This is a genomic window from Paenibacillus sp. CB74, from assembly GCF_055687625.1.
The window spans coordinates 1,935,101-1,956,193 of record NZ_CM146009.1 but is presented as its reverse complement, the minus strand read 5'-3'; the positions used below and the strand labels follow the sequence as shown (position 1 = coordinate 1,956,193).

Below are 21,093 nucleotides of genomic sequence, written 5' to 3'. Positions count from 1 at the left end.
AGCGCAGACACTTCTCCCCTATAGTATGATGAGCGAAAATAAACCAATAATAGGCGGATTAAGGAGAAGACTAAACAATATGATGATCAAAAAAATCGGGATTTCAGTCGTATCACTCACCATGCTAACATCTGCGAGTATGTTTGACGTATATGGTGCAGGTTCCAAACGCATGATCGAAGTTGCTGAACAATCGGCTAATGTAGTCGTGAACGGACAAAGGGTGGAAGGAGAGTCTTTTCTCTACAATGGAGTTACTTACGTGCCGGCAAGAGCTGTTGGTGAGGCACTGGGACAAGACGTAGACTGGGATAACAACACCCAATCGGTGTTTGTTGGAGCAAAAATTAACGATCAGCAGGGATACCGCGGTACCAAAACGCCATACCCTTTTAAGGAAACGAGTTATACTAAAGCTCCTAATGGATATGAACCCGTATTTATTAATTACATAGGCAGACATGGTTCCAGACATCTATCCAGTTCCAAGTACGACAAGACGCTCTATGAACTGCTCGACATCGCTGAGAAGGATGGGCAGGCTACCAATCTGGGCAAAGAGCTGAAGAAGGAATTTGGTAAGCTTATGAAAGTCGAAAAAGACCATTATGGCTTGTTATCCACTACGGGTGGAGAAGAACTGAAAGGAATAGGAAGCAGAGTCGGACAGAACTTCAAAGAACTATTCACATCAGATAAAAAAGTAATCGCTCAGGCCACCTTCAAAGATCGAACGCCCCAGAGCAGAGATCAGTTTATTGATGGATTAAAGGAAAGTTTGCGAGATAACAAGGTAGACATTGTGGCTTCAGCCTTTGAAGAAGGGAAAGACCCTTATCTGCGGCCCTACGACTTGGCTACGAAGTATAACGAATACGTGGAAGATGGAGACTGGGTTAAGTTATACGAGGATTATGTCACACAGAGCACTGGAACGCGGTATGCAAAAGACGTCCTTTTGCAATTTTTCTCTGAAGACTTTTATCAGCGATTGAATTCTGGAGAGTTCGAGTTGAAGGATGAAAAAGGGAAAGTGAAACTCAGTAACCCAACGGAAGCTGCTTCTAATTTATACGAACTGTACATTATATCTTCGAATATTAAAGGAGAAGGTGACTTCGAATTCGGGCGGTATTTTACGAACAACCAGTTAAAGTGGTATGAGAGCGTTGATAATATCAATGACTTTTATGAAAAAGGTCCATCCTTAAAATCCACGGATCTGCCGCAGAATATCATCGCACCCCTGGTCAAAGAATTAATCGTGTCTACCGAACAATCCATTCAGCAGAAGGACACGGCTGGTATATTTCGTTTTGCTCACGCAGAAACCATTATTCCACTATCTTCATTCCTGGATATCGCCGGAGCTAATGTGAGTATCGACAAACCGCAGGACGTGACCCAAAACTGGAATGGCTCAGTCATCTCACCGATGGGAGCAAACATCCAATGGATTTTGTATTCCAATGGTAAGGATGTCCTCGTAAAGATGCTTAGAAATGAGGAAGAAATCGCCTTTCCGATCGAAACAAAGACCTACCCATACTATAAATGGGATGATGTGAAGACATATTACCAAAACAAACTGCAGAAGGTAGGCGTGGAACTGGACAGCAGTTTGGAAGATAATATTGAGCTTTTACAGAAGAAGTTCTAGTCGGGGAGAAGATATACGATTATAACAAGATAAAGATAAAGACGAAAAAGATGAAGAAAGCGACTCTCTCCATGGAGCTGCTTTCTTTTTTTTGCATTTTAAATAAAATGGATAAATAAAAAATCCAAAACAAAATGTGACCAAATGCCGTCCTTAGGAGTGTTAGAGGTATAAAGGAGGGCATAACAACCATGCAGCGATCAGTGCCCCAGCTGGGCGATCATGTGATGAAAGTCTATGAGACATATGCGGATACGCTGTTCCGAATTGCCATGGTGCACCTTGGCAGACGGGAAGACGCGGAGGAAGCCACTCAGGATACCTTCATCAAACTAATAGAAAAAGCCCCTACATTCAACGATGCAGAGCATCAAAAAGCATGGTTGATTCGGGTCATCACCAATCATTGCAAATCCTTATTAGGCAGAGGCTGGCGCAAACGGGAGGTCAAGCTGGAGGGTGTCGATGCTCTTACGGCGGACAACCCGGAAGATCACGCGCTGATCGAACTCGTGCTGTCACTGCCCCTCAAGTATAGATCGGTGGTTCATCTGTATTATTACGAAGATTATGCAATCCGAGAAATCAGCGAGATTCTGGAGATTAGCGAGTCAGCAGTGAAAATGAGATTAAAACGAGGAAGAGAGCTGTTAAAACTGGAGCTGGAAGGAGAGGAACTGTAATGAAGGAAGAACAATTCAAACAAGACTACAAGAAAGCGGTGAATCATATGAAAACAAACGAGCAAATGAAAAAACGGGTAGAGCAAGCTTTGAATACGCAACATCAGGGGCCAAAACGTCAACGCAAACCACTATATATCGCAGCAAGTGTCGTTATCGCTGCCAGCATTGGATTGGCTGCGCCGAGTGTGTGGCAACAATTCAATGGACCAGCCGCACCAACTCCTCAGGTGGCAGAGGTGACTCCGGGCGCGTCGTTTGATCCGATTGTGATTCCAAAGATGGAATTGCCGGATTCACAGGGTAAAGGCGCGATGGCAGATATGCTGCAATTGGTTGTGTATGGAGGAAACATCTATACACAGTCCCCAACATTGCTTGAAGGCACACATGCACTCAACCTGCGTGGCGAGAAGCTTGGCACAACAACTGGCGGCATCCATGAGCTGAGCGGTCAGGATAAATACACAGAACTTGCTTCCAATATTGGCGAAGCAGACATCTATGCGGTGAATGGTTACGATAAAGACTTCCGCATCATGTCTTACACCGAGATCGATGGTCAGGTGTATGCTCAACTATTCGACAAGAACAACGGGATCACCATTGGTACGGGTGCCGACCTGATCGGTAAGCTACATCTCGAAGGTAACGTTGCCTCGGCACAATGGGAGACGTTTGATAGCTGGAACAATGGAAAGCAGCAGTTTCAGCCGTTAGCAGCGGATGAATCACTGGAAAGCTTCATCTCTGCGTTATCTGCTGCTAAACCAATTGCAACGAGTCCGGAATTGGAAGAGAGCCTCTACGGTAAGGAAGATCGCAAGATCATCTACCTCACGCTGAAAGATACGACACAAGTCCCACTGGTTTTGTTCGGTGAAGGTTTGGTTCGTTACGGTAATGTTCCTGCATTTCTCGAAGTTGAAAAAGGCGCGTTTCAATCCTTCTGGAACAGCTTGGGCGAGTAAGGAGAACACGGAGATACGATTGAATGAAGAAGAGCGAACAGGGCACTTAAGTGTGCTTTGTTCGCTCTTTAGATTATCGGAGGAGTTGTTTAATTAAAATTTTTGTAATACACCAAATGATCGGTCCACTCATCATTTTCGTGTATGAAACCTTTACGGACACATTCAAATTCCATACCCACGCTTTCAGCTAACTTTACAGAAGGGGTATTATCCAGATTAATATGGGCTTCTATACGGTGGAATTTCAGATGTTCAAATGCAATATGAAGAGCTGCATTCACAGCTTCTTTGCCGTAACCTTTTCGCCAATACTGATTATGGATCGTATATCCGAAGCTTCCCCATTGAAAATCATCTCTCGCCAAGGTTGCAATATCAACCATACCCAGATGTGTGCCATCTTCCTTGCTAAAGACACCGAATACATAAACCGCATCTGTACGCGCTAACTCCTGGTGTCGATCCACCAGATGATGGAACCAATCCAGTGTACATTCACTCATATCCATTTTCCCTTTATCATGGCGGTGCTGGGAGGGCAAGCGTTTTTCAAATTCATTTAACCAATTCTCATAATCGTTTTTCTGTAATGGTCTGATGACTAATCGTTCTGTCTCTGAAATATGATCAAACTTTTCTGCTTTTAATTTCAAAATGCCATCTCCTTTGAATTGAATTTTTATTCATGGCATAGCATTGAAATACTCCATAACCACGCCGCGAAACTCTAAAGCGGCTTTGGAAATATACCTGTTTTTATGTGAAAGTAGAGCGATTTCCCGAACGAGTCTATGTTCCTCTACCTGAAGATATCTAATGCGTTCATGCGGGTTTCTGGCTGTGCTTGGTATAAATGCAAGACCGATCTCCGCTTCAACAAGGGCTGTTAATCGTGCAGGCTCATCACCTTCATACACATACTTCGGTACAAAACCAGCGGATTGACATGTAGAATCTACCATATCACGAACACCATAGCCTTGTTTTACCCCAACAAACGACTCGTCCTTAAGCTCGGCTAGTTGAATGCTGCTTCGTTCTGCATATCGATGACCCATAGGAACAGCGACTACGATCGGATCGTCATAAAGTATCTGACATTCGATGTCGTCACCTTGCATCGGAGGGGAGGAGAGACCAAAATCCACCTCGCCCCGATATAGAAGCCTGGACATGTTTTCTAACGAAACCATTTGTACATGAAACTGAATGTCCGGTTGATTTTTGCGAAATTCTCGTAGTATACCTGGCAAAGTACTTGCCGTAGTTACCGCCAATTGCAGTATACCCTGATCTTTGTTGGAGAGGTCAGCGATTTCCCGCTTTCCTTGTTCCAATTCAAATAGGGCTTTTTCAGTTCGCTGAAGAAATGTTCTTCCAAAGTCGTTTAGTCGCAGCTTTCTCCCGATTCGATCAAATAAAGGGACTCCCAGGTCTTCCTCTAATCGTTGTATCGTTTTGCTCAGAGAGGATTGCGTAACATGTAGCCTTCCCGCAGCTTCCGTAACATGTTCGCATCGGGCCACCGTCAGGAAATATTTTAGTTGAAGAAGCTCCATATGCAACATCCCTTCATTCCTTCAAGTTCATCAAATCATAACATACAATGCGTTGGAATAAATGAATACTTTCAAGTAAGATGACAGCAGAAGAAGGAGTGATGCACCGATGAACGTTCGAAATAAAGGATTGATGTTGGCTGTTGGACTCGGAATTATGTTGAATCCGTTGAATTCCTCCATGATTTCGGTGGCAATCTCCAGGCTACAACAAGTGTACCAACTTGGTTTTACAGCCGTTTCGTGGATCATTTTATCATTTTACATTGCCAGTGCTGTTGCTCAACCCGTCATGGGCAAGTGTAGTGATTTGTTTGGCCGCAGGAAGATCTTCCTCATGGGTCTTGTTATTGTTTTCGTATCGTCCATGCTTGCTCCGTGGTCTTCGAGCTTTTCGTGGCTCATCGTATTCCGGATCGTTCAATCGATTGGCACAAGTATGATGGTGGCCGTCGGAATGGCGATTGTAAGAGTTAACGTGACTGACAAGCAAGCCTCCGCATTGTCTACTTTGGCGATATTTCTCTCTGGAGCAGCTGCCATCGGGCCATTTATTGGTGGAGTATTGATACATTGGTGGGACTGGCACAGCATATTCATCGTTAATATTCCATTTGTCATGGCAAGCTTTGCGTTCGCCTGGAAAACAATTCCGAAGGACGAGTCTTCTCCATCGATCTCTAGTCACATGTCGGTTCGGCAATGGCTTGCATTAATTGATGCATCAGGCATCTTGATGTTTACGGTAGCTTTGGTGACTCTGCTCATCGGATTACTGTCAGTAAATTCTACAGGAGATATTTCTACATGGCATCTGCTGACAGGAGGGATCGGGTTAATTACACTTGTCATGTTCATCCGGCATGAATTAAAAGCAGCCAAGCCATTCATCCCTCTGCGAACGTTTGCCATATATCCCGAGATGACTTGGGTGAATGTGCAATACATGCTGGTGAACATCCTGTTTTACGCACTTTTTTTTGGAGTTCCAACGTATTTGAAGCAGGTACGTCATCTCAACGAAGTTCATACAGGAATGAGCATGCTGGCTTTGGGATTATGTTCAGTCATTATTGCTCCGATCGCAGGGCGCTGGATTGACAGATCGGGATCACGGCCAGCTTTAATCGTATCAGCTTGGTTAATGACCATTGGCTCTGTACTCATCGTATTCATGAATGAAACTTCTCCAATCTTTGTTGTCATTGTTGCCTTGGCTTTATTTGGCATAAGTAACGGTCTAAACGCGGTTGGCATGCAAGCAGCTCTGTTCAAAAGCACACCCAAAGAAATGATAGGTGTTTCATCGGGGATTTTTAATACATCACGCTACCTGGGGACCATCATATCATCGTTATTGATTGGTATCGTTATGGGGGATACATTCAATGTGACAGGATTTCAGACGCTTGGAATTATCCTTACGGTATTGGCTGCATCACTGATCATCATGAGCGTACGCGGCGAGGCAGATGCGGTGAGTCCAGAGCAAATAAGCAAGCAAATAAAATAGTGAATCCACGTGCAATACCACGTTTACACCCAATGAATCAATAGCTCTATTGGGTGTATTTTTTGTTTTTCACCAAGTTGTCAGAAAGAGTTGATCCTTTCTTGAACGTTTAGGGTAGAAGACGTGACGTTGATTGAATTAGGTAAAAATAAAGATATAATAATTTTGATTATTAGGTCTCGCATAGCATTTTCTATGCATTTAATATCAGGAATCAACAGGAGTAATCGCAAAGTACATGTGACAACATATCGTTGTAGCGTACTTTGTGAAAATTTTCTCTTATCCTAAACACACGAATTACAGGAACGTCCTAATCTGATATTAAATGCAACCAGTGAGTAGCAGACCTGATCATAAGCAAATATTTATCACTAAAAATCAACAGATTTTGAAAGGAGGCAACATAAAGAATGGCTATTGATACGGTGTTATGGAGCAGACTGGTGACTGGTTTGACACTCGGATTCCACGTTATTTTTGCAACGCTTGGTGTTGGTGTACCTTTGATGATTGCTATTGCAGAGTTCATCGGTATTCGGAAGAAGGATCACCATTACATACTTATGGCAAAGAGGTGGTCCAGAGGATTTGTCATATCTGTGGCGGTTGGTGTGGTGACAGGTACAGCGATATCGCTGCAATTGGCACTGGTGTGGCCGAATTTCATGAAATTGGCCGGGAATGTTATTGCACTGCCACTATTTATGGAAGTATTCGCGTTCTTTTTTGAAGCGATCTTCTTGGGCATTTATTTGTACACGTGGGATCGGTTCAAAAATCCTTATATCCACTGGTTGCTGACTATACCAGTTGTTGCCGGGGCAGGGATGTCTGCTGTCTTTATCACGACAGTAAATGGATTCATGAACCAGCCTGAAGGCTTTGTCATGGAAGCAGGTCAATTCTTGGCAGTGAATCCTGTACAAGCAATGCTGAATGCGGCGACGTTCTCCAAAGTATTTCATGTATTAAGCTCGGCCTATTTGACAGGAGCTGCTCTGTTAGCTGGAATTGCAGCCTTGGCGATGCTGAGAAAAGGGGTGTCAGCCTACCACAAAAAGGGCCTGAACCTCATGATGGCCGTTGTTCTGGTCTTCAGCTTATTAAACTCCTTAGCAGGAGATGTATCTGCCAAGTTTTTGGCTGAGCATCAACCGGAGAAGCTCGCGGCTGCCGAGTGGCATTTCGAGACGGAAAGCGGCGCGGATCTGATCTTATTAGGATGGCTGAATGCTGAGCATGAAATCATAGGTGCTCTCCATTTGCCGAAAGTGCTCAGCTTTCTTGCCTTTGGAGACTTTAACGCCGAGGTAACCGGGCTGAATGAATTTCCACCCGATGAGCATCCGCCGTTACTTGTGCATTACTTGTTTGATCTGATGGCTGGAATCGGTTTCGCACTGCTTGCGATCTCATCTCTGTATTTCCTGTTTGTGTTCTGGAAGAAACGCAACCAGTTTAACAAGTGGATGCTACGCATGGTTGCACTCAGTGCACCGCTTGCATTTCTGGCCGTTGAGATGGGCTGGTTCTATGCAGAGATCGGGCGGCAGCCCTGGATCATCCGAGGTTATATGCGCGTAGAAGAGGCCGCCACTTCGTCACCGAGTGTACGAATTTTATTTTTCGTCTTCTTGCTTCTGTACATCGTGCTTGGCGTCATCTGTGTGCTCGTGCTGAGACGTTTGTTCAATAACAATCCTGCTGAGCTTGAGATGGAGAAATGGTTGAAAGAGAAGCGTGATCAATCAGCCAAGGGAGGGGAGCAGGCCTGATGAGTTATGAATTAATTGGTATATCGGTACTCTGGCTGTTCTTGTATGGCTATCTTATTGTAGCTTCGATTGATTTTGGAGCAGGTTTTTTCGCCTTTTATGCACGCCTGACAAAGCAGGATCATCTGATTAATCGTCTGATCTCCCGTTATCTATCACCGGTGTGGGAGATCACCAACGTATTTTTTGTCTTTTTCTATATTGGCATCGTCGGGTTTTTCCCGGATACCGCTTATTATTATGGCTCCGCGCTGCTTGTCCCGGGAAGTATTGCCGTCATTCTGCTTGCTATTCGGGGGTCGTTTTATGCTTTTGAGAATTACGGTTCCAAAAATAACATTGTATATTTGTTTTTATACGGAGCTACGGGTTTGCTTATCCCGGCATCGTTGTCAGTGGCACTGACACTGTCTGAAGGTGGTTTTATTCTAAAGCAGGGGGAGACGGTTTCCCTGGATTATTGGGCGCTGTTCACCAATCCGTTATCGTGGAGCATCGTTGGACTCGCCATCGTATCCGTATTGTTCATTAGCGGATCATTTCTTACATTTTACGCTTCTCGGGCAGAGGATCATGCGGCATTAAAACTGATGCGTAACTATGCTCTGTTCTGGAGTACACCGACCATTATTCTCGCGCTGACTGCATTTATCTATTTGGGTCAACACAATGAGCGTCATTTTCAAAACATGATGGATTTATGGTGGCTGCTGGCGCTATCCGTTGCATTTTTCATGATTGCCATGTGGCTGTTATATAACGGTCGCCGTTACGGATTAGCTTTTATTTTCATTATGCTGCAATTTTTCACAGCCTTTTTCGCTTACGGCATTGGGCAGTATCCTTATATTCTTGATCCATATATCACGATTCAGAGCAGTGCCACACCGCCAGCAATGGGTTTTGCGCTAGTGGTTGTGTTTATCGGTGGGCTGTGCCTGTTAATTCCTTCTCTTATTCTGGTCTTCAAACTGTTCCTGTTTGATGCGGATTATGTGAAAGGGAAAAAATAAAGGAGGAGCTTTCTGTGAAGAGAAAAGCCAAATCCAATCTGATCTCGCAGCAAATGTCGTTACAACGAACAAACAGGCTGCTCCTTGCGATCATTTCGCTGGCGCTTGGTGTGACTATTATAAGTCAGGCGGCATTGGTGGCTGAAGCAGTCCAACGGATTTTTGTAGAGAAAGCTTCCTTCTCATCGGTGATGCTGCTGCTTGGGCTATTGCTGGCAGTAATGGCTGTGCGCACACTGTTGACGTACGGCAACGGGAAAGTGGGATTGCATATGGCAGCACGTGCCAAGACAAATATGCGAGCTTCTGTGTTGCAGAACCTTACCCGCGCTTCCATGCCTTCAACCCTTCGTGGACAGACGGGAGGAAAGGTCAGCGTTGCTCTGGATGCTGTGGATGAAGCTGACAGCTATTTCAGTCAGTACATGCCGCGTATGATGGAAGCTGCAATGATTCCGATACTGATTCTGATCGTTACGTTTACCCAGCACGCCAACACAGGCTACATTATGCTGTTTACAGCTCCGTTTATCCCGCTGTTCATGATTTTGGTGGGACTCAAGACAAAGAACAAATCCGAAGAGAAATACGCGCAGCTGGCCGAGTTTTCAGGTACATTTCTGGATTCGCTTCAAGGGCTGGTTACGTTGAAAATATTCGGACGGGCTAAACGTCAGCAGCAGGAGATTGAAAGCAGCAGTCTGGGTTATCGGGATGCCACGATGGGCATTTTGAAGATTGCCTTTACAAATACGTTTATGCTGGAATCGATCGTAATGTTAAGCATCGGTATCGTTGCGCTCGAACTGGCTATACAGTTACTCGTGTTCAAATCGATGAGCTTCCACACGGCCTTTCTTGTGTTGTTGCTCGTCCCTGAGTTTTACAGTCTATTGAAGAATACAGGAACGGCTTTTCACAGCGGGCGAACCAGTATGGGGGCCATTCGTAAGGTGGAAGAGATGCTTGAGGAGACGAGTGGCGCAAGTAAGCCTACCATAGATGAGAAAGCCGAGAAGGATACACATATCGGTGATACAAACGATTTAAGGGTGCAGCAGGACAAGTTACGCACAAGTCGTGCCGAGTTGACTCTGATGCCACCAACCATTGAACTGGACCACGTTCGTTTCCGGTACACACCGGATTCCTTTGGACTTGAGACAGGACAGCTCTCGATTGGACCGGGAGAACAGATTGCCATTGTAGGCAAAAGCGGCTCCGGTAAAACAACGCTGTTGCATCTCATTGCCGGTTTGTTGAAACCAGATTCGGGAGCGGTTCTGGTTAACGGAATGGAGCTTTCGCAACATGATGAAACTGCATGGTTTGAGCAAGTTAGCTACATTACACAGCATCCGTATATTTTTGCAGGTACCTTTGCTGAAAATATAGCGATTGGAGCAGGTCGAAACGTCTCCAGAGCTGAAATAGAGCAGGCGGCAGAGGAAGCAGGACTTGCTGGCGTTGTCGCTCAGTTGGAGCAGGGATTGGATACGTTTGTTGGTGAGGGTGGTCGGGGGTTATCTGGTGGGGAAAAGCAGCGACTTGCCTTGGCACGAGCTTTTCTGAAGAAACCAGCCGTTATTTTGTTCGATGAACCCACAGTAGGACTGGATCTTCACACCGAACGGGTACTGCAACAGTCCATTGCGTCATTAGCCAAAACAGCGACGATGATTACGGTGGCACACCGTTTATATACGATTCAACATGCGGACAACATTTTGTTCATGGACAATGGGGTCTTGGTTGACTCAGGACATCATGAAGCGCTTCTGATGCGCCTGCCTCAATATGCGGAGATGGTGGATGTACAACGGAAAGGAGGGTTAGCATGAATGAGCTGACGATTCTGTCAAAAGCGATGATTCAGGAGCGCAAGGATATCTTGCTTTCCATTTTGGGCGGATTCATCGCCGGCATAGCAGGGGTAGCGCTCTTTTCCGCGAGTGGATACATGATTTCGCAAACGGTATTTGCGCCACCGCTATACACCTTAATCGTACTTACCTCGATGGTCAAACTGCTCGGTTTCCTTCGGGCGGCGAGTCGTTACGCAGAACGCTTGTATTCTCATAGGGCGACGTTCTCCATGCTCAGCCGTTTGCGGACATCCTTTTTTGCCAAACTGATCCCGGTGACACCGGGTATCATGAACAAAAACCGAAGCGGAGATCTGCTTGCGCGGATCGTGGGTGATGTGGAAAGCTTGCAAAATTACTTTTTGCGTGTCGCCTATCCACCGATCATTGTTGTTATGGTGTTTTTGGCTACCATGCTGTTCACTTCGGCTTTTTCAATCTGGATTGCGTGTTTGCTGGTACTTGGCATGCTGATCACGGCTTTTGTTGTACCTGGCATTGTTTTGTTGGGACAGCGAAAAATCCACGGACGTGTCCGCCAGCAACGGGCTTTGCTGTCCACGGAAGTGACCGAAGTGTTGTATGGTTTCCGGGATCTGAAAGTATACGGCCAATTGGAACAGCGCGAGCAGCAGCTTCAGCAGGCTTCCGCTACATTGGCAACAGAACAGAAACAAGCCGCTTCGCACTTGCTACGAGGGCAATCCATGCACGTTTTTGTGACGTATCTCGTGACATGGGGAGTGCTTGCCCTGAGCGCTTTCTTAATTATGAACGGAGTGTTCGCTGGTGTATTCCTCGCCATGCTGATCCTGGCTACGCAGACTGTGTTCGAAGAAGCTGCGGGAATGGCTGTATTACCTCTATATAAGCAGGACAGCGAACATGCAGCTCAGCGACTGACGGAAACGGTGCCAACCTCCGATGTACATCCTGCACAGCCAAGGGGTGAATTGTCAGGCGATCATGCAGTTTCAATCGAGTTATCTCATGTTAACTTCCAATATGAAGGAGAATGGAGACCGGCGCTGAGGGAGCTATCCCTGCAGCTTACAGCAGGCTCCAAAACTGCGATTGTCGGGCCGAGCGGGTCAGGTAAGTCAACGATTATTGATCTAATACTCAAGCTGCGTACACCAACGTCTGGTGATATACGGTTAAACGATATTCCGGTGCAGGAATTGAATGAAGAGAGTATTTGGCAAAGGGCAAATGTTGTGTTGCAGCAAAGTCATTTCTTCCGAGGAACCATTCGGGATAACCTGCTGCTGAATGGAGAAGAACATTCGGATGAAAAACTAATGGCTGTTCTGGACAAAGTACAACTGCCAAATAAGTCGTTGAACGACATGGTGTATGAAAAAGGGGAGAATCTGTCGGATGGCGAGAAGCAGCGGCTAGCACTGGCACGCGCCATGTTGCGCAACGGAAGGTTATGGCTGCTGGACGAACCGACTTCTTCTCTGGATTACGTCACAGAGCAACGTGTATTACAGCATCTTCTGGTACAGGCGACCGAAGATACACTTCTCCTGATCTGTCACCGACTGACGGGATTGGAAGAGATGGATCGGATTGTCGTCATGGACCAAGGCAAGATTGTAGAATCGGGTTCTTTCTCCGAGTTAATGGATCAAAAAGGTTATTTTTATAAAATGAAGCAAATTGAACGACAAATGATTGGAGACGCCGGGGCGTGAAATATAGTCTATTACGTAGAAAATACTGTCGGTTGTCGAACAATTTAATAAATTAACTTTTATAAATACTTATAAACCCCAAAGGATGCGATGCATATGCTCCTTGGGGTTTTATTTGATATAATAGTTCTTTATGTCAATAAAGGAGATGGATGATGGGAAAATATAAGTGGGATATTGTTTTTTATTTGGCCGTATTTTTGTTTGTTGTGTACATGAAGATGAATGAACAATCTCTGTTTTTAATACTTGGGGTCGTTCTCACCGCTACTCTGATTATGTTTACCATTCGTATTTTTTATCCTCTGGGTTGGGAAACACGTATGGACCGCGTCGAGGCTTTTTTACGCAGACAGGAAAATAATCCAAGGCTTTATATCTATTACGTTCTCGCAAACAGACTTGATGATGAGTTGGAACGCACAATAGAGCGCATCAGAAATGAAGACACGAATAAAAGAACCCAAGCAGTCTACGATGCAGCTTATGGCATCTATCACAATGACTTGGTAGCTGTTCGTACTGCGGTGCAGAATATGCGTAGATCGGATTATCGTACATATTATGAAACGTATTTGCTTATGGAAGAAGGAAGAAGTGATCAGGCGAGTGAACACTTGAAACCCATTAGTAAGCTCTGGATGAGATCCACGCTTCTTGCAGCGATCGAACTAAGATCGGGTCACCGCGAAATTGCGATTCAGCAAGCTCAAGAAGCCATGCGTGCTGTCAGAGGTGTCCATCGTTATATGATATTTAAGGAATCAGAGAAATACTAAATGGTGAACAGAAATCTTTCTTGTTATCTATTACAACTGACACGGATAAAAGCTTGTTCCACATAGGAGCAGGCTTTTATCTTTAGTATGTTCATGGAACATCCCATTAATCATAATGTTATAGCGTAGAAACTCAAATGATGTATAATGACGCAGGAACTCTATAATCAAAATCAAATATATATAAATTCAAAATAGCATGAGCTGAGGTGTACGATGAATCGCTTATTACTCGTAGAAGATGATGAGAACCTGGTGTTTGGTATTCAATACACATTGTCCAATGAAGGATATGAGGTCGTTGTGGCGAGTAGCTTGGTAGAAGCCAGACAGGCACTGCAGGCACAGTTGATCGATCTGATTTTGTTGGATGTCACTTTGCCTGATGGATCGGGATATCAACTATGCCGTGAGATTAGGGTAACGTCGCAAGTGCCCATTATCTTTTTGACGGCTTTGGATGAGGAAGCAAACGTGGTCGCTGGGCTTGATCTCGGAGCAGACGACTATGTAACCAAGCCTGTTCGAACCAAAGAACTTATTTCACGAATCAAGGCCGTATTACGACGTAACAACAAGGGAAAACAAGATGTGAGCTTGTGGATATCCGATAACATCCAGGTGCGTATTTTAGAAGGAACTGTACTCAAAAACAATAGTGAAGTTACACTGACCGCACTTGAATATCGACTACTATTGATGTTGGTCTCTCATCCAAAGCAGATATGCAGCAGAAGTTTAATTCTGAATCATCTCTGGGATCTCTCTGGCGACTTCATTGATGATAATACGCTCTCTGTCCATATCCGCAGGTTAAGAGAGAAAATCGAAGATATTCCTGCAGCACCACAGTATATCGTAACTGTTCGGGGGATCGGATATAAATGGAATGTAGAGGTTATAGGGAAATGAAAATGATTGAAGTTTTGCGAAATCCCGAGTGGAAGTCCCTCGCCATTAAAGTACTTGCTCTGCAAGTTCTTTTGTCGTTTATGATGTTCTTTTACATGCAGCATCAAGTTGATGGCATCAATACAACCATAGTTAATCAGAATAGCGCCCTAATCGGACATTTGTTGATGAAAGATCCCCAGTTGGAGAATGAGGTGATTCACTTTGTTACCCAAGGAGCTCAGGCCGATGAAATCGCAGAGGGGCAACGCATTCTTGCACAATACGGTTATCAGACAGGCATGCCTTTAGAAGAGCAACCTGCTCTTACAGGACGAGCATTACCCTTGAAAACAGCGACTCAATTACTGATGTTCCTGATTCCACTCCTTATTGTACTTCTGTGGGAGTATCGTAAATTTTTCATAAAAATCAGAACGATTTCCCATGCGGCGGAGCAGGTTGTGGAACAACAATTCGATCAAAAACTGCCTGAAACGGAGGATGGAGACTTCGGCTCGCTCGGCAGGAGCTTTAATGCAATGGCTGGGAGATTATCCAACAGCCTGGAGTTACTCCGGCAGGAAAAAACCTTCCTGCGCAATCTGTTATCCGACATTTCCCACCAGCTCAAAACACCCCTGGCTTCTCTGATTGTGTTCAATGAAAATCTGCTGAATGATCCCGGGATGAAAGAAGAAATGAGAAAGACCTTTCTGGAACGAAGTCGGCAGCAGCTTGATCGAATGGAATGGCTCATCATAAGTCTGCTCAAGCTGGCACGAGTCGAAGCGGGAGCAATTGGATTTCGAAAAGAGAGGATCCAGCTAAGGGAGATGATGGAGAGCGCTGTCTATTCACTCCGGACGGTAGCAGACCAGAAACGGCAAAACATAATCATCCTCGGAAGTGAGAATACGTATGTGCAAGCAGATGAAGAATGGCTTAAGGAAGCTGTCATGAATTTGATAAAAAATGCACTGGAACACACCCCGCCAGAAGGGGAGGTTCGAATCTATTTGGAAGAAAACGCACTGTTTGATACAATCATTTTTCAGGACAACGGCGAAGGTATTCATCCCGATGATATGCCTCACATTTTCAAGCGATTCTATAAAGGCAAGAACCATAACAAGCCCAACAGTATAGGGGTTGGTCTGGCTTTGACCAAATCAATCATTGAGGAACAAAACGGGATCATTACGGTGGAGAGTGTGCTTCAAGAAGGAACGACATTCAGGATTTCGTTTTTCAAAAAAGAGTGGACTTAAGAAGAAGCTTACGATAATGTAAGCTTCTTCTTCACTTCAACGTAAGATTCCACACCTATAATAACAATCAAGCAATGTTAATCATACAACTGGAGGTACAACAGGATGGAAATTTTGAGGACCGAACATTTATGTAAAATATATGGAAGTGCTGAGTCTAGGGTGGAAGCATTGAAAGATGTTAACCTGACCGTTAATCAAGGAGAATTCGTTGCAATCGTGGGCGCCAGCGGATCTGGCAAAAGCTCATTGCTGCATCTGCTCGGAGGAGTGGATCAACCGACAAGTGGCCAAGTCATTATTGACGGTATGGACCTGTATTCTCAAACTGAAAATGAATTGGCTGTGTTCAGAAGACGCAAAATCGGTTTTATTTTTCAATCATACAATCTGATCCCGGTGTTAACTGCGGAAGAAAACATTAAATTGCCAATGCTGCTTGAGAATAAACAGGTGGACGAGGGTTATCTTGAGGAATTATTGAGCGTGCTGGGACTCAGCGATCGAAGGCAGCACCTTCCGTCCCAATTATCCGGCGGGCAACAGCAGCGAACTGCCATTGGACGTGCATTGATTAATAAACCATCGATTATTCTGGCGGATGAACCAACCGGCAATTTGGACAGCAAGAACAGTAAAGAAATTGTGGATCTTCTTACCTATTCCGTCAGAAAATACAATCAAACCTTGATTATGATCACGCATGATTTGAATGTAGCCCAGAGAGCGGACCGAGTTGTAAATATAAAAGATGGTACACTGTTGCAGCAAACAGGGGTGAAAGATCGTGAATAGGTATACCAGTCTTACCCAAAAATATTTGCTAGGGCAGAAAAAAAGATCAATACTAACGATCGTTGGCATTATTTTATCTGTGACTCTACTTACAGCAATCGGAACCATTGGTCTTAGCTTCAGAGACAAAGTAGTTCGGCAAACCGTTCAAGAGTACGGGGGTTACCATGTTTCTTTTAACGGATTACCTGGAGAAGCAATCTCAAGAGTTGTCAATAATGCATCGGTAGAGAGTGCTGGGATCATTAGCAGAGAAGGTTATTCGGTCATCAGCAAAACGAGTGAGAAAGAAAAGAAGGAAAATCCGTTTGCTGCACCTTATCGGTATTTGAATCTCAAAGGTTATGATACCGATGCGATGGACAAGCTTCAGGTTCAGCTGGATTCAGGGAGGCTGCCGAAAAATTCGCATGAAGTTATTCTTTCGACCTGGAGTCTGGATCGTTTTGTGACCAAACCAAAGCTTGGAGATTCGATTACCCTGAGTCTGGGAGAACGAACTGTCGCATCAACCGGGGAGATCAAACCCATCAATGGTCTGGGTGATTTTGGCTGGGATCTTGATGAAGGCTTTCGTCCCCAAAAAGAGAGAGAATTCACCGTTGTGGGATTTATGAAGACAGGTAGTAACGCTTCGTGGTCTTCCAACTTCATCTTTCCAGCCATCACGTATGAAGATAATGTAAAAATAGATGCAGATAAAAATTATTTTATATATGTCAAAATGAAATCGATGAATCAGATTCAGGCGAAGGCGGAAGCGATAATATCTTCATTAAAGCTTGACCAAGTGGATCAAGGCTCTGCCGTAGCATTGGATAAGGAAATTCAATATAAAAATATTCGAGTCGAATATAATAATGAACTGCTTAAGTTATATGGCAAAAGCACCTATGAAGGTGTAAACCATAGTTTGTTATATGCATTCGCAGCAATCATCATTATTATTATGGGTTGTACGAGTGCAGTGATATATAATACGTTTCATATTTCTGTTCTGGAGCGGACTTCCCAATTCGGAATGCTGCGGTGCATTGGGGCTACACCATCGCAAATACGTAAACTAGTTCTCAAAGAGGCGACAATACTTTGTCTAATTGCCATTCCTATTGGATTACTGACGGGAACTGTCTTTATGAAACTTTTGTTTTATAATATCAGCTTTTTGGCGTTGGGATTTCTGAATGATATGCAAATGGTCATCTCCCTGCCAATTTTGATCATCGCCGGGGTATTGGGATTATTGACTGTTTATCTGTCGGCAATCGGACCTGCGAGACTGGCAGCGAAGGTATCCCCACTTGAGGCGATTCATAGCTCGGGAAGTACAAAGGTGGAGGACATATCATCTGTCCGAAAATCAAAGCTGCTGGGAAAACTGTTAGGTATCGAAGGGCAGTTTGCTAGTCGAAACATCAGGCGGAACAAAAAACGCTTCCGCATCACTGCCTTTTCAATAGTGGTCAGTATGATTCTATTTATTGTCTTTAGCGGACTAGCTGGTTTACTGGGGCAGCCATCGGAATCAGGTATCGATTATTCCTACTCGGTTATGTATGAAGGACCTTCCAAACGGATCGATGATTCCGTATATTCTGACATTGTTAAGCTTGATGCAGTAGAACAGGCTTACAGGTTTTATAGCAATCAGATGATGGCGATATATCCCAAGGAAAAAGTTAACCCCAAATATTTTGAAATCAGTCCAGGTATGTATCCTGTAGCCATAGGAGAAGAGTATCGAACAAGCAACAACTTTATAGAATCTTTTGGTAATAATGGCCTTGACGCTCTGAAATCCAAACTCACCGCCGGTACGGTCAACATAGAGAAGATGAACAAGGAAAATGGTGTTATCATTAATCAAAAACTAAGAGTAGTAACCGATGATGGCAAACAGATAGTTACCGATCAAACTCAATTTAAGGTTGGGGATCACATCAAAGTACGCAGTATGGATAGTGAGAATCAAGAATATAAGACTGTGACGGTAACTGGAATTGTTGATCAAGGCTTGTTGTCGAGCAACTATAATGAAAGTGCTATCCTTGAATTCATAACGACGCCTGAAGTCGTAGAGAAGGTCACAGGAAACGATACGTACTCCAGAATCTTTATTCTTGCCAAAACCGATGTTTCCAACAAACCAATTACGGACTATCTCAAATCCTTACCCCAAAAAGATGCAGGTTACAGCTACACAGATAAGGTGGAGCAACTGGCCCAAGCAAAAAACGACGCGACAACTGCCAAGATCTTTATATACGGATTTATTGGTGTCATTGTCCTGATTGCCTTCCTGAATATACTGAACACTGTCAGCACCAACCTCATTCTACGCACCAAAGAATTTGCGGTGCTCAAAGCGATCGGCATGACACAGCGTAATATCGGGAAAATGATTCTATTAGAAGGTGTTATATACGGCCTGTACGCTGCAGTATACGGTAGTATACTCGGAACAGTACTCAGCTATGGGATACATCATCTCTTCAAAGGTGCTGTCGATGTAGGTTGGGTCATTCCATGGTCTAGTATTGTTCTTGCTTGTGCAGGCGCCATGGCAACAACACTCGTTGCAACAGCTTGGCCGATGTATCGATTGAACCAAACGAGCATCGTTGAGGCATTTAGAAAGGAAACATAGTCAACTATACAACAGATGATTACTTAAAAAGCCGCATAAATAGATTGCGGTTTTTTTGGTTTTAAGAACGTATTTTCAATACCTTTACATCACAGCAGATGATTCAGCCGTTTTATTTTTCTTCGCAAGCGGCTTTTTCCACAGGGTTCGATCATAGAAATATGGCTTTACATGATATTCCCATGTATTCTTTTTCGGGAACATACGTTCTGTAAAAGTGGTATTTATGAAAACCATAATCGAAGAAGGTTCGTTAGACTCCTTCGCAGGAGTTCGTTTAATGGTAAAATATCTAAAAATGGTTCATGTTGGGGGATACGCATGTATAAACTGATGATCGTCGATGATGAATTGCTCATGCGGGTTGGAATTCGTTCTATGCTGAATTGGGAAGAGTACAATTTCCATGTTGTTGGTGAAGCTGGAAATGGTAAAGAGGCATTGAGCCTGGCACTTGATGTAATGCCGGACCTAATTATTACAGATATCAAGATGCCGGTTATGGATGGACTGCAGCTTATACAAGAGGCCTCCGGCTCACTAAAAACCTGTAAGTATGTCATCCTGAGTAATTTTGACGAATTTCATTATGTGAAAGAGGCACTGAAACTTGGCGCTACAGATTACTTGATTAAAAGCGAGATCACCGAATCCTCCCTTATTGAGCTCCTGAGCACGGTTGGACAGAAACTGCAAAGTGAACATGTTCATCTAACCAATTCACCCTCTATCGCGCAAGATTATTCCAAGAATCTAAGATATCTAAAGGATAGTTTTTTTCAAGATATTGTAAGCGGATTCATAAGTGGAGAGGACATCATCTCCAGAGCAGAAGAACTGCATTTTCGTATCCATTCGGACCAGCTGGTTGTCATCAAGTTCATCGTGAACTATTACGAGGACGCAAAGAGGAAATATGTTGAGAAGGGGGAAAAGCTACTCCGATTTTCAATTCTTAATATTATGGAAGAAATTATTCCCTCGAAGTGGGAGAAGGAGATTTTTGTTGAAAGTTCTTCTGACTATTGGGTGATCGTCAATGTACATCCTGAGAGCCAATCTGTACACACCGATATAAATAAACTATGTAACAAAATGCTGTCTTCCATCAAGGACTTTATGAATCTGTCCCTCACCGCAGGTGTAAGTACGATGGTTTCGGGCTTCCCTCACATTAAGAAGGCCTGCCAAGAGGCGGAAATGGCTCTACAACATGGGTTCTTCACAGGTAGCAACAAGGTATTGTATTACGAGTATATGGTCGAATCCCCAGATCGACAGGAAATTAAGGGGGCTTTAAGCCCGCAACAAGAACGAGATTTGTTGAAGTTATGGGTAAGCAAAGACAACAATAAAGCGAAAGAGTTCCTCGAAGGAATCCGATTCAATCTGGAGCAGCTACGAGCGGATGAGAATAGCATTCGCAAGCAATATATCATGGTACTGGAAATGATACATTCCCATCTTTCCCGAGCTACGGAAAGAGGTACAGCTTCTTTAACAGAAAAATCGCCATATGAAATCGTTCTAAAGGGGGAGTATTGGGAGGATATTCACCAAGATATGCTTGCCCATATTGCGTATTACTTCCAAACCGATTCCCAAAACAAACAGGAAAGCACCTACACCGATCTGGCCACTGAATTGATCGACAAGTATTATGCTGAGGATATTTCCTTGCAAGGCATCGCAAGCCAAATCAGTGTTAATCCGTCGTATTTAAGCCGGGTGTTCAAGCAGGAACGAGGAGAGAACTTTATCACGTATTTGACCCGAGTTCGCATTGAACATGCTAAAACGTATCTATCGAGCAGAGGAATGAGAGTGTATGAAATCGCAGAAAAGGTAGGCTACCATAATTACACGTACTTCAGTAAGATTTTCAAAAAATCGGTAGGTGTCACCCCTGAGGAATATCGAGAGTTACAGCAGGGATGAATGTAATCGGTGAATAGAGGTGCAGCA

16 protein-coding genes are annotated in these 21,093 nt (G+C 44.1%); 14 read left to right on the top strand and 2 right to left on the bottom strand.

All coding sequences use genetic code 11. From position 1 onward, the window contains the following. Positions 1-79: 79 nt before the first annotated feature. From ACX9NY_RS08760 to ACX9NY_RS08750, 3 genes are all read left to right on the top strand, one after another. On the top strand, positions 80-1,660 hold the full coding sequence (locus ACX9NY_RS08760; protein WP_472478169.1) for a histidine-type phosphatase: 1,581 nt from the start codon (positions 80-82) through the stop codon (positions 1,658-1,660). A gap of 191 nt (positions 1,661-1,851) precedes the next feature. After that, a complete protein-coding gene (locus tag ACX9NY_RS08755) occupies positions 1,852-2,343 on the top strand; it encodes an RNA polymerase sigma factor (protein WP_339302434.1) in 492 nt (163 codons plus the stop codon). Continuing rightward, positions 2,343-3,314 (top strand): hypothetical protein, encoded by a 972-nt coding sequence (locus ACX9NY_RS08750; protein ID WP_472478167.1) that lies wholly within the window; start codon positions 2,343-2,345, stop codon positions 3,312-3,314. Before ACX9NY_RS08755 ends, ACX9NY_RS08750 begins: the two co-directional genes overlap by 1 nt. Before the next feature lie 89 nt (positions 3,315-3,403). Here the strand turns inward: ACX9NY_RS08750 and ACX9NY_RS08745 are convergent, their stop codons facing one another. Both ACX9NY_RS08745 and ACX9NY_RS08740 read right to left on the bottom strand, forming a co-directional pair. After that, positions 3,404-3,970 (bottom strand): GNAT family N-acetyltransferase, encoded by a 567-nt coding sequence (locus tag ACX9NY_RS08745; protein WP_472478165.1) that lies wholly within the window; start codon positions 3,968-3,970, stop codon positions 3,404-3,406. Between the two features lie 30 nt (positions 3,971-4,000). Then, positions 4,001-4,876, bottom strand: a complete 876-nt coding sequence (locus tag ACX9NY_RS08740; RefSeq protein ID WP_472478163.1) for a LysR family transcriptional regulator — start codon at positions 4,874-4,876, stop codon at positions 4,001-4,003. A 109-nt stretch (positions 4,877-4,985) separates the two neighbouring features. Here ACX9NY_RS08740 and ACX9NY_RS08735 point away from each other — a divergent pair, with 109 nt between their 5' ends. From ACX9NY_RS08735 to ACX9NY_RS08685, 11 genes are all read left to right on the top strand, one after another. Further along, positions 4,986-6,389, top strand: coding sequence for an MFS transporter (locus ACX9NY_RS08735; RefSeq protein WP_472478161.1), 1,404 nt, complete (start codon positions 4,986-4,988; stop codon positions 6,387-6,389). Positions 6,390-6,802: 413 nt separating this feature from the next. Then, positions 6,803-8,167, top strand: coding sequence for a cytochrome ubiquinol oxidase subunit I (locus tag ACX9NY_RS08730; RefSeq protein ID WP_339242739.1), 1,365 nt, complete (start codon positions 6,803-6,805; stop codon positions 8,165-8,167). Then, on the top strand, positions 8,167-9,180 hold the full coding sequence (locus ACX9NY_RS08725; protein ID WP_472478159.1) for a cytochrome d ubiquinol oxidase subunit II: 1,014 nt from the start codon (positions 8,167-8,169) through the stop codon (positions 9,178-9,180). The genes ACX9NY_RS08730 and ACX9NY_RS08725 overlap by 1 nt, the downstream gene beginning before the upstream one ends. A gap of 53 nt (positions 9,181-9,233) precedes the next feature. Then, positions 9,234-11,021 carry a thiol reductant ABC exporter subunit CydD gene (gene cydD, locus ACX9NY_RS08720; protein ID WP_472479254.1) on the top strand — a complete coding sequence of 596 codons (1,788 nt, stop codon included), beginning with the start codon at positions 9,234-9,236 and terminating at the stop codon, positions 11,019-11,021. Further along, positions 11,018-12,745 (top strand): thiol reductant ABC exporter subunit CydC, encoded by a 1,728-nt coding sequence (gene cydC / locus ACX9NY_RS08715; RefSeq protein WP_472478157.1) that lies wholly within the window; start codon positions 11,018-11,020, stop codon positions 12,743-12,745. The genes cydD and cydC overlap by 4 nt, the downstream gene beginning before the upstream one ends. Positions 12,746-12,897: 152 nt before the next feature. Continuing rightward, entirely contained in the window at positions 12,898-13,524 is a 627-nt protein-coding gene (locus ACX9NY_RS08710) for a hypothetical protein (RefSeq protein ID WP_472478155.1), read from the top strand. Positions 13,525-13,740: 216 nt separating this feature from the next. Then, positions 13,741-14,436 (top strand): response regulator transcription factor, encoded by a 696-nt coding sequence (locus ACX9NY_RS08705; protein ID WP_472478153.1) that lies wholly within the window; start codon positions 13,741-13,743, stop codon positions 14,434-14,436. After that, a complete protein-coding gene (locus ACX9NY_RS08700) occupies positions 14,433-15,686 on the top strand; it encodes a HAMP domain-containing sensor histidine kinase (RefSeq protein ID WP_472478151.1) in 1,254 nt (417 codons plus the stop codon). The genes ACX9NY_RS08705 and ACX9NY_RS08700 overlap by 4 nt, the downstream gene beginning before the upstream one ends. A gap of 105 nt (positions 15,687-15,791) precedes the next feature. Then, a complete protein-coding gene (locus tag ACX9NY_RS08695) occupies positions 15,792-16,481 on the top strand; it encodes an ABC transporter ATP-binding protein (RefSeq protein WP_472478149.1) in 690 nt (229 codons plus the stop codon). Beyond that, on the top strand, positions 16,474-19,128 hold the full coding sequence (locus tag ACX9NY_RS08690) for an FtsX-like permease family protein (RefSeq protein ID WP_472478147.1): 2,655 nt from the start codon (positions 16,474-16,476) through the stop codon (positions 19,126-19,128). The genes ACX9NY_RS08695 and ACX9NY_RS08690 overlap by 8 nt, the downstream gene beginning before the upstream one ends. A gap of 321 nt (positions 19,129-19,449) precedes the next feature. Next, positions 19,450-21,066, top strand: coding sequence for a helix-turn-helix domain-containing protein (locus ACX9NY_RS08685; protein ID WP_472478145.1), 1,617 nt, complete (start codon positions 19,450-19,452; stop codon positions 21,064-21,066). Positions 21,067-21,093 lie beyond the last annotated feature (27 nt).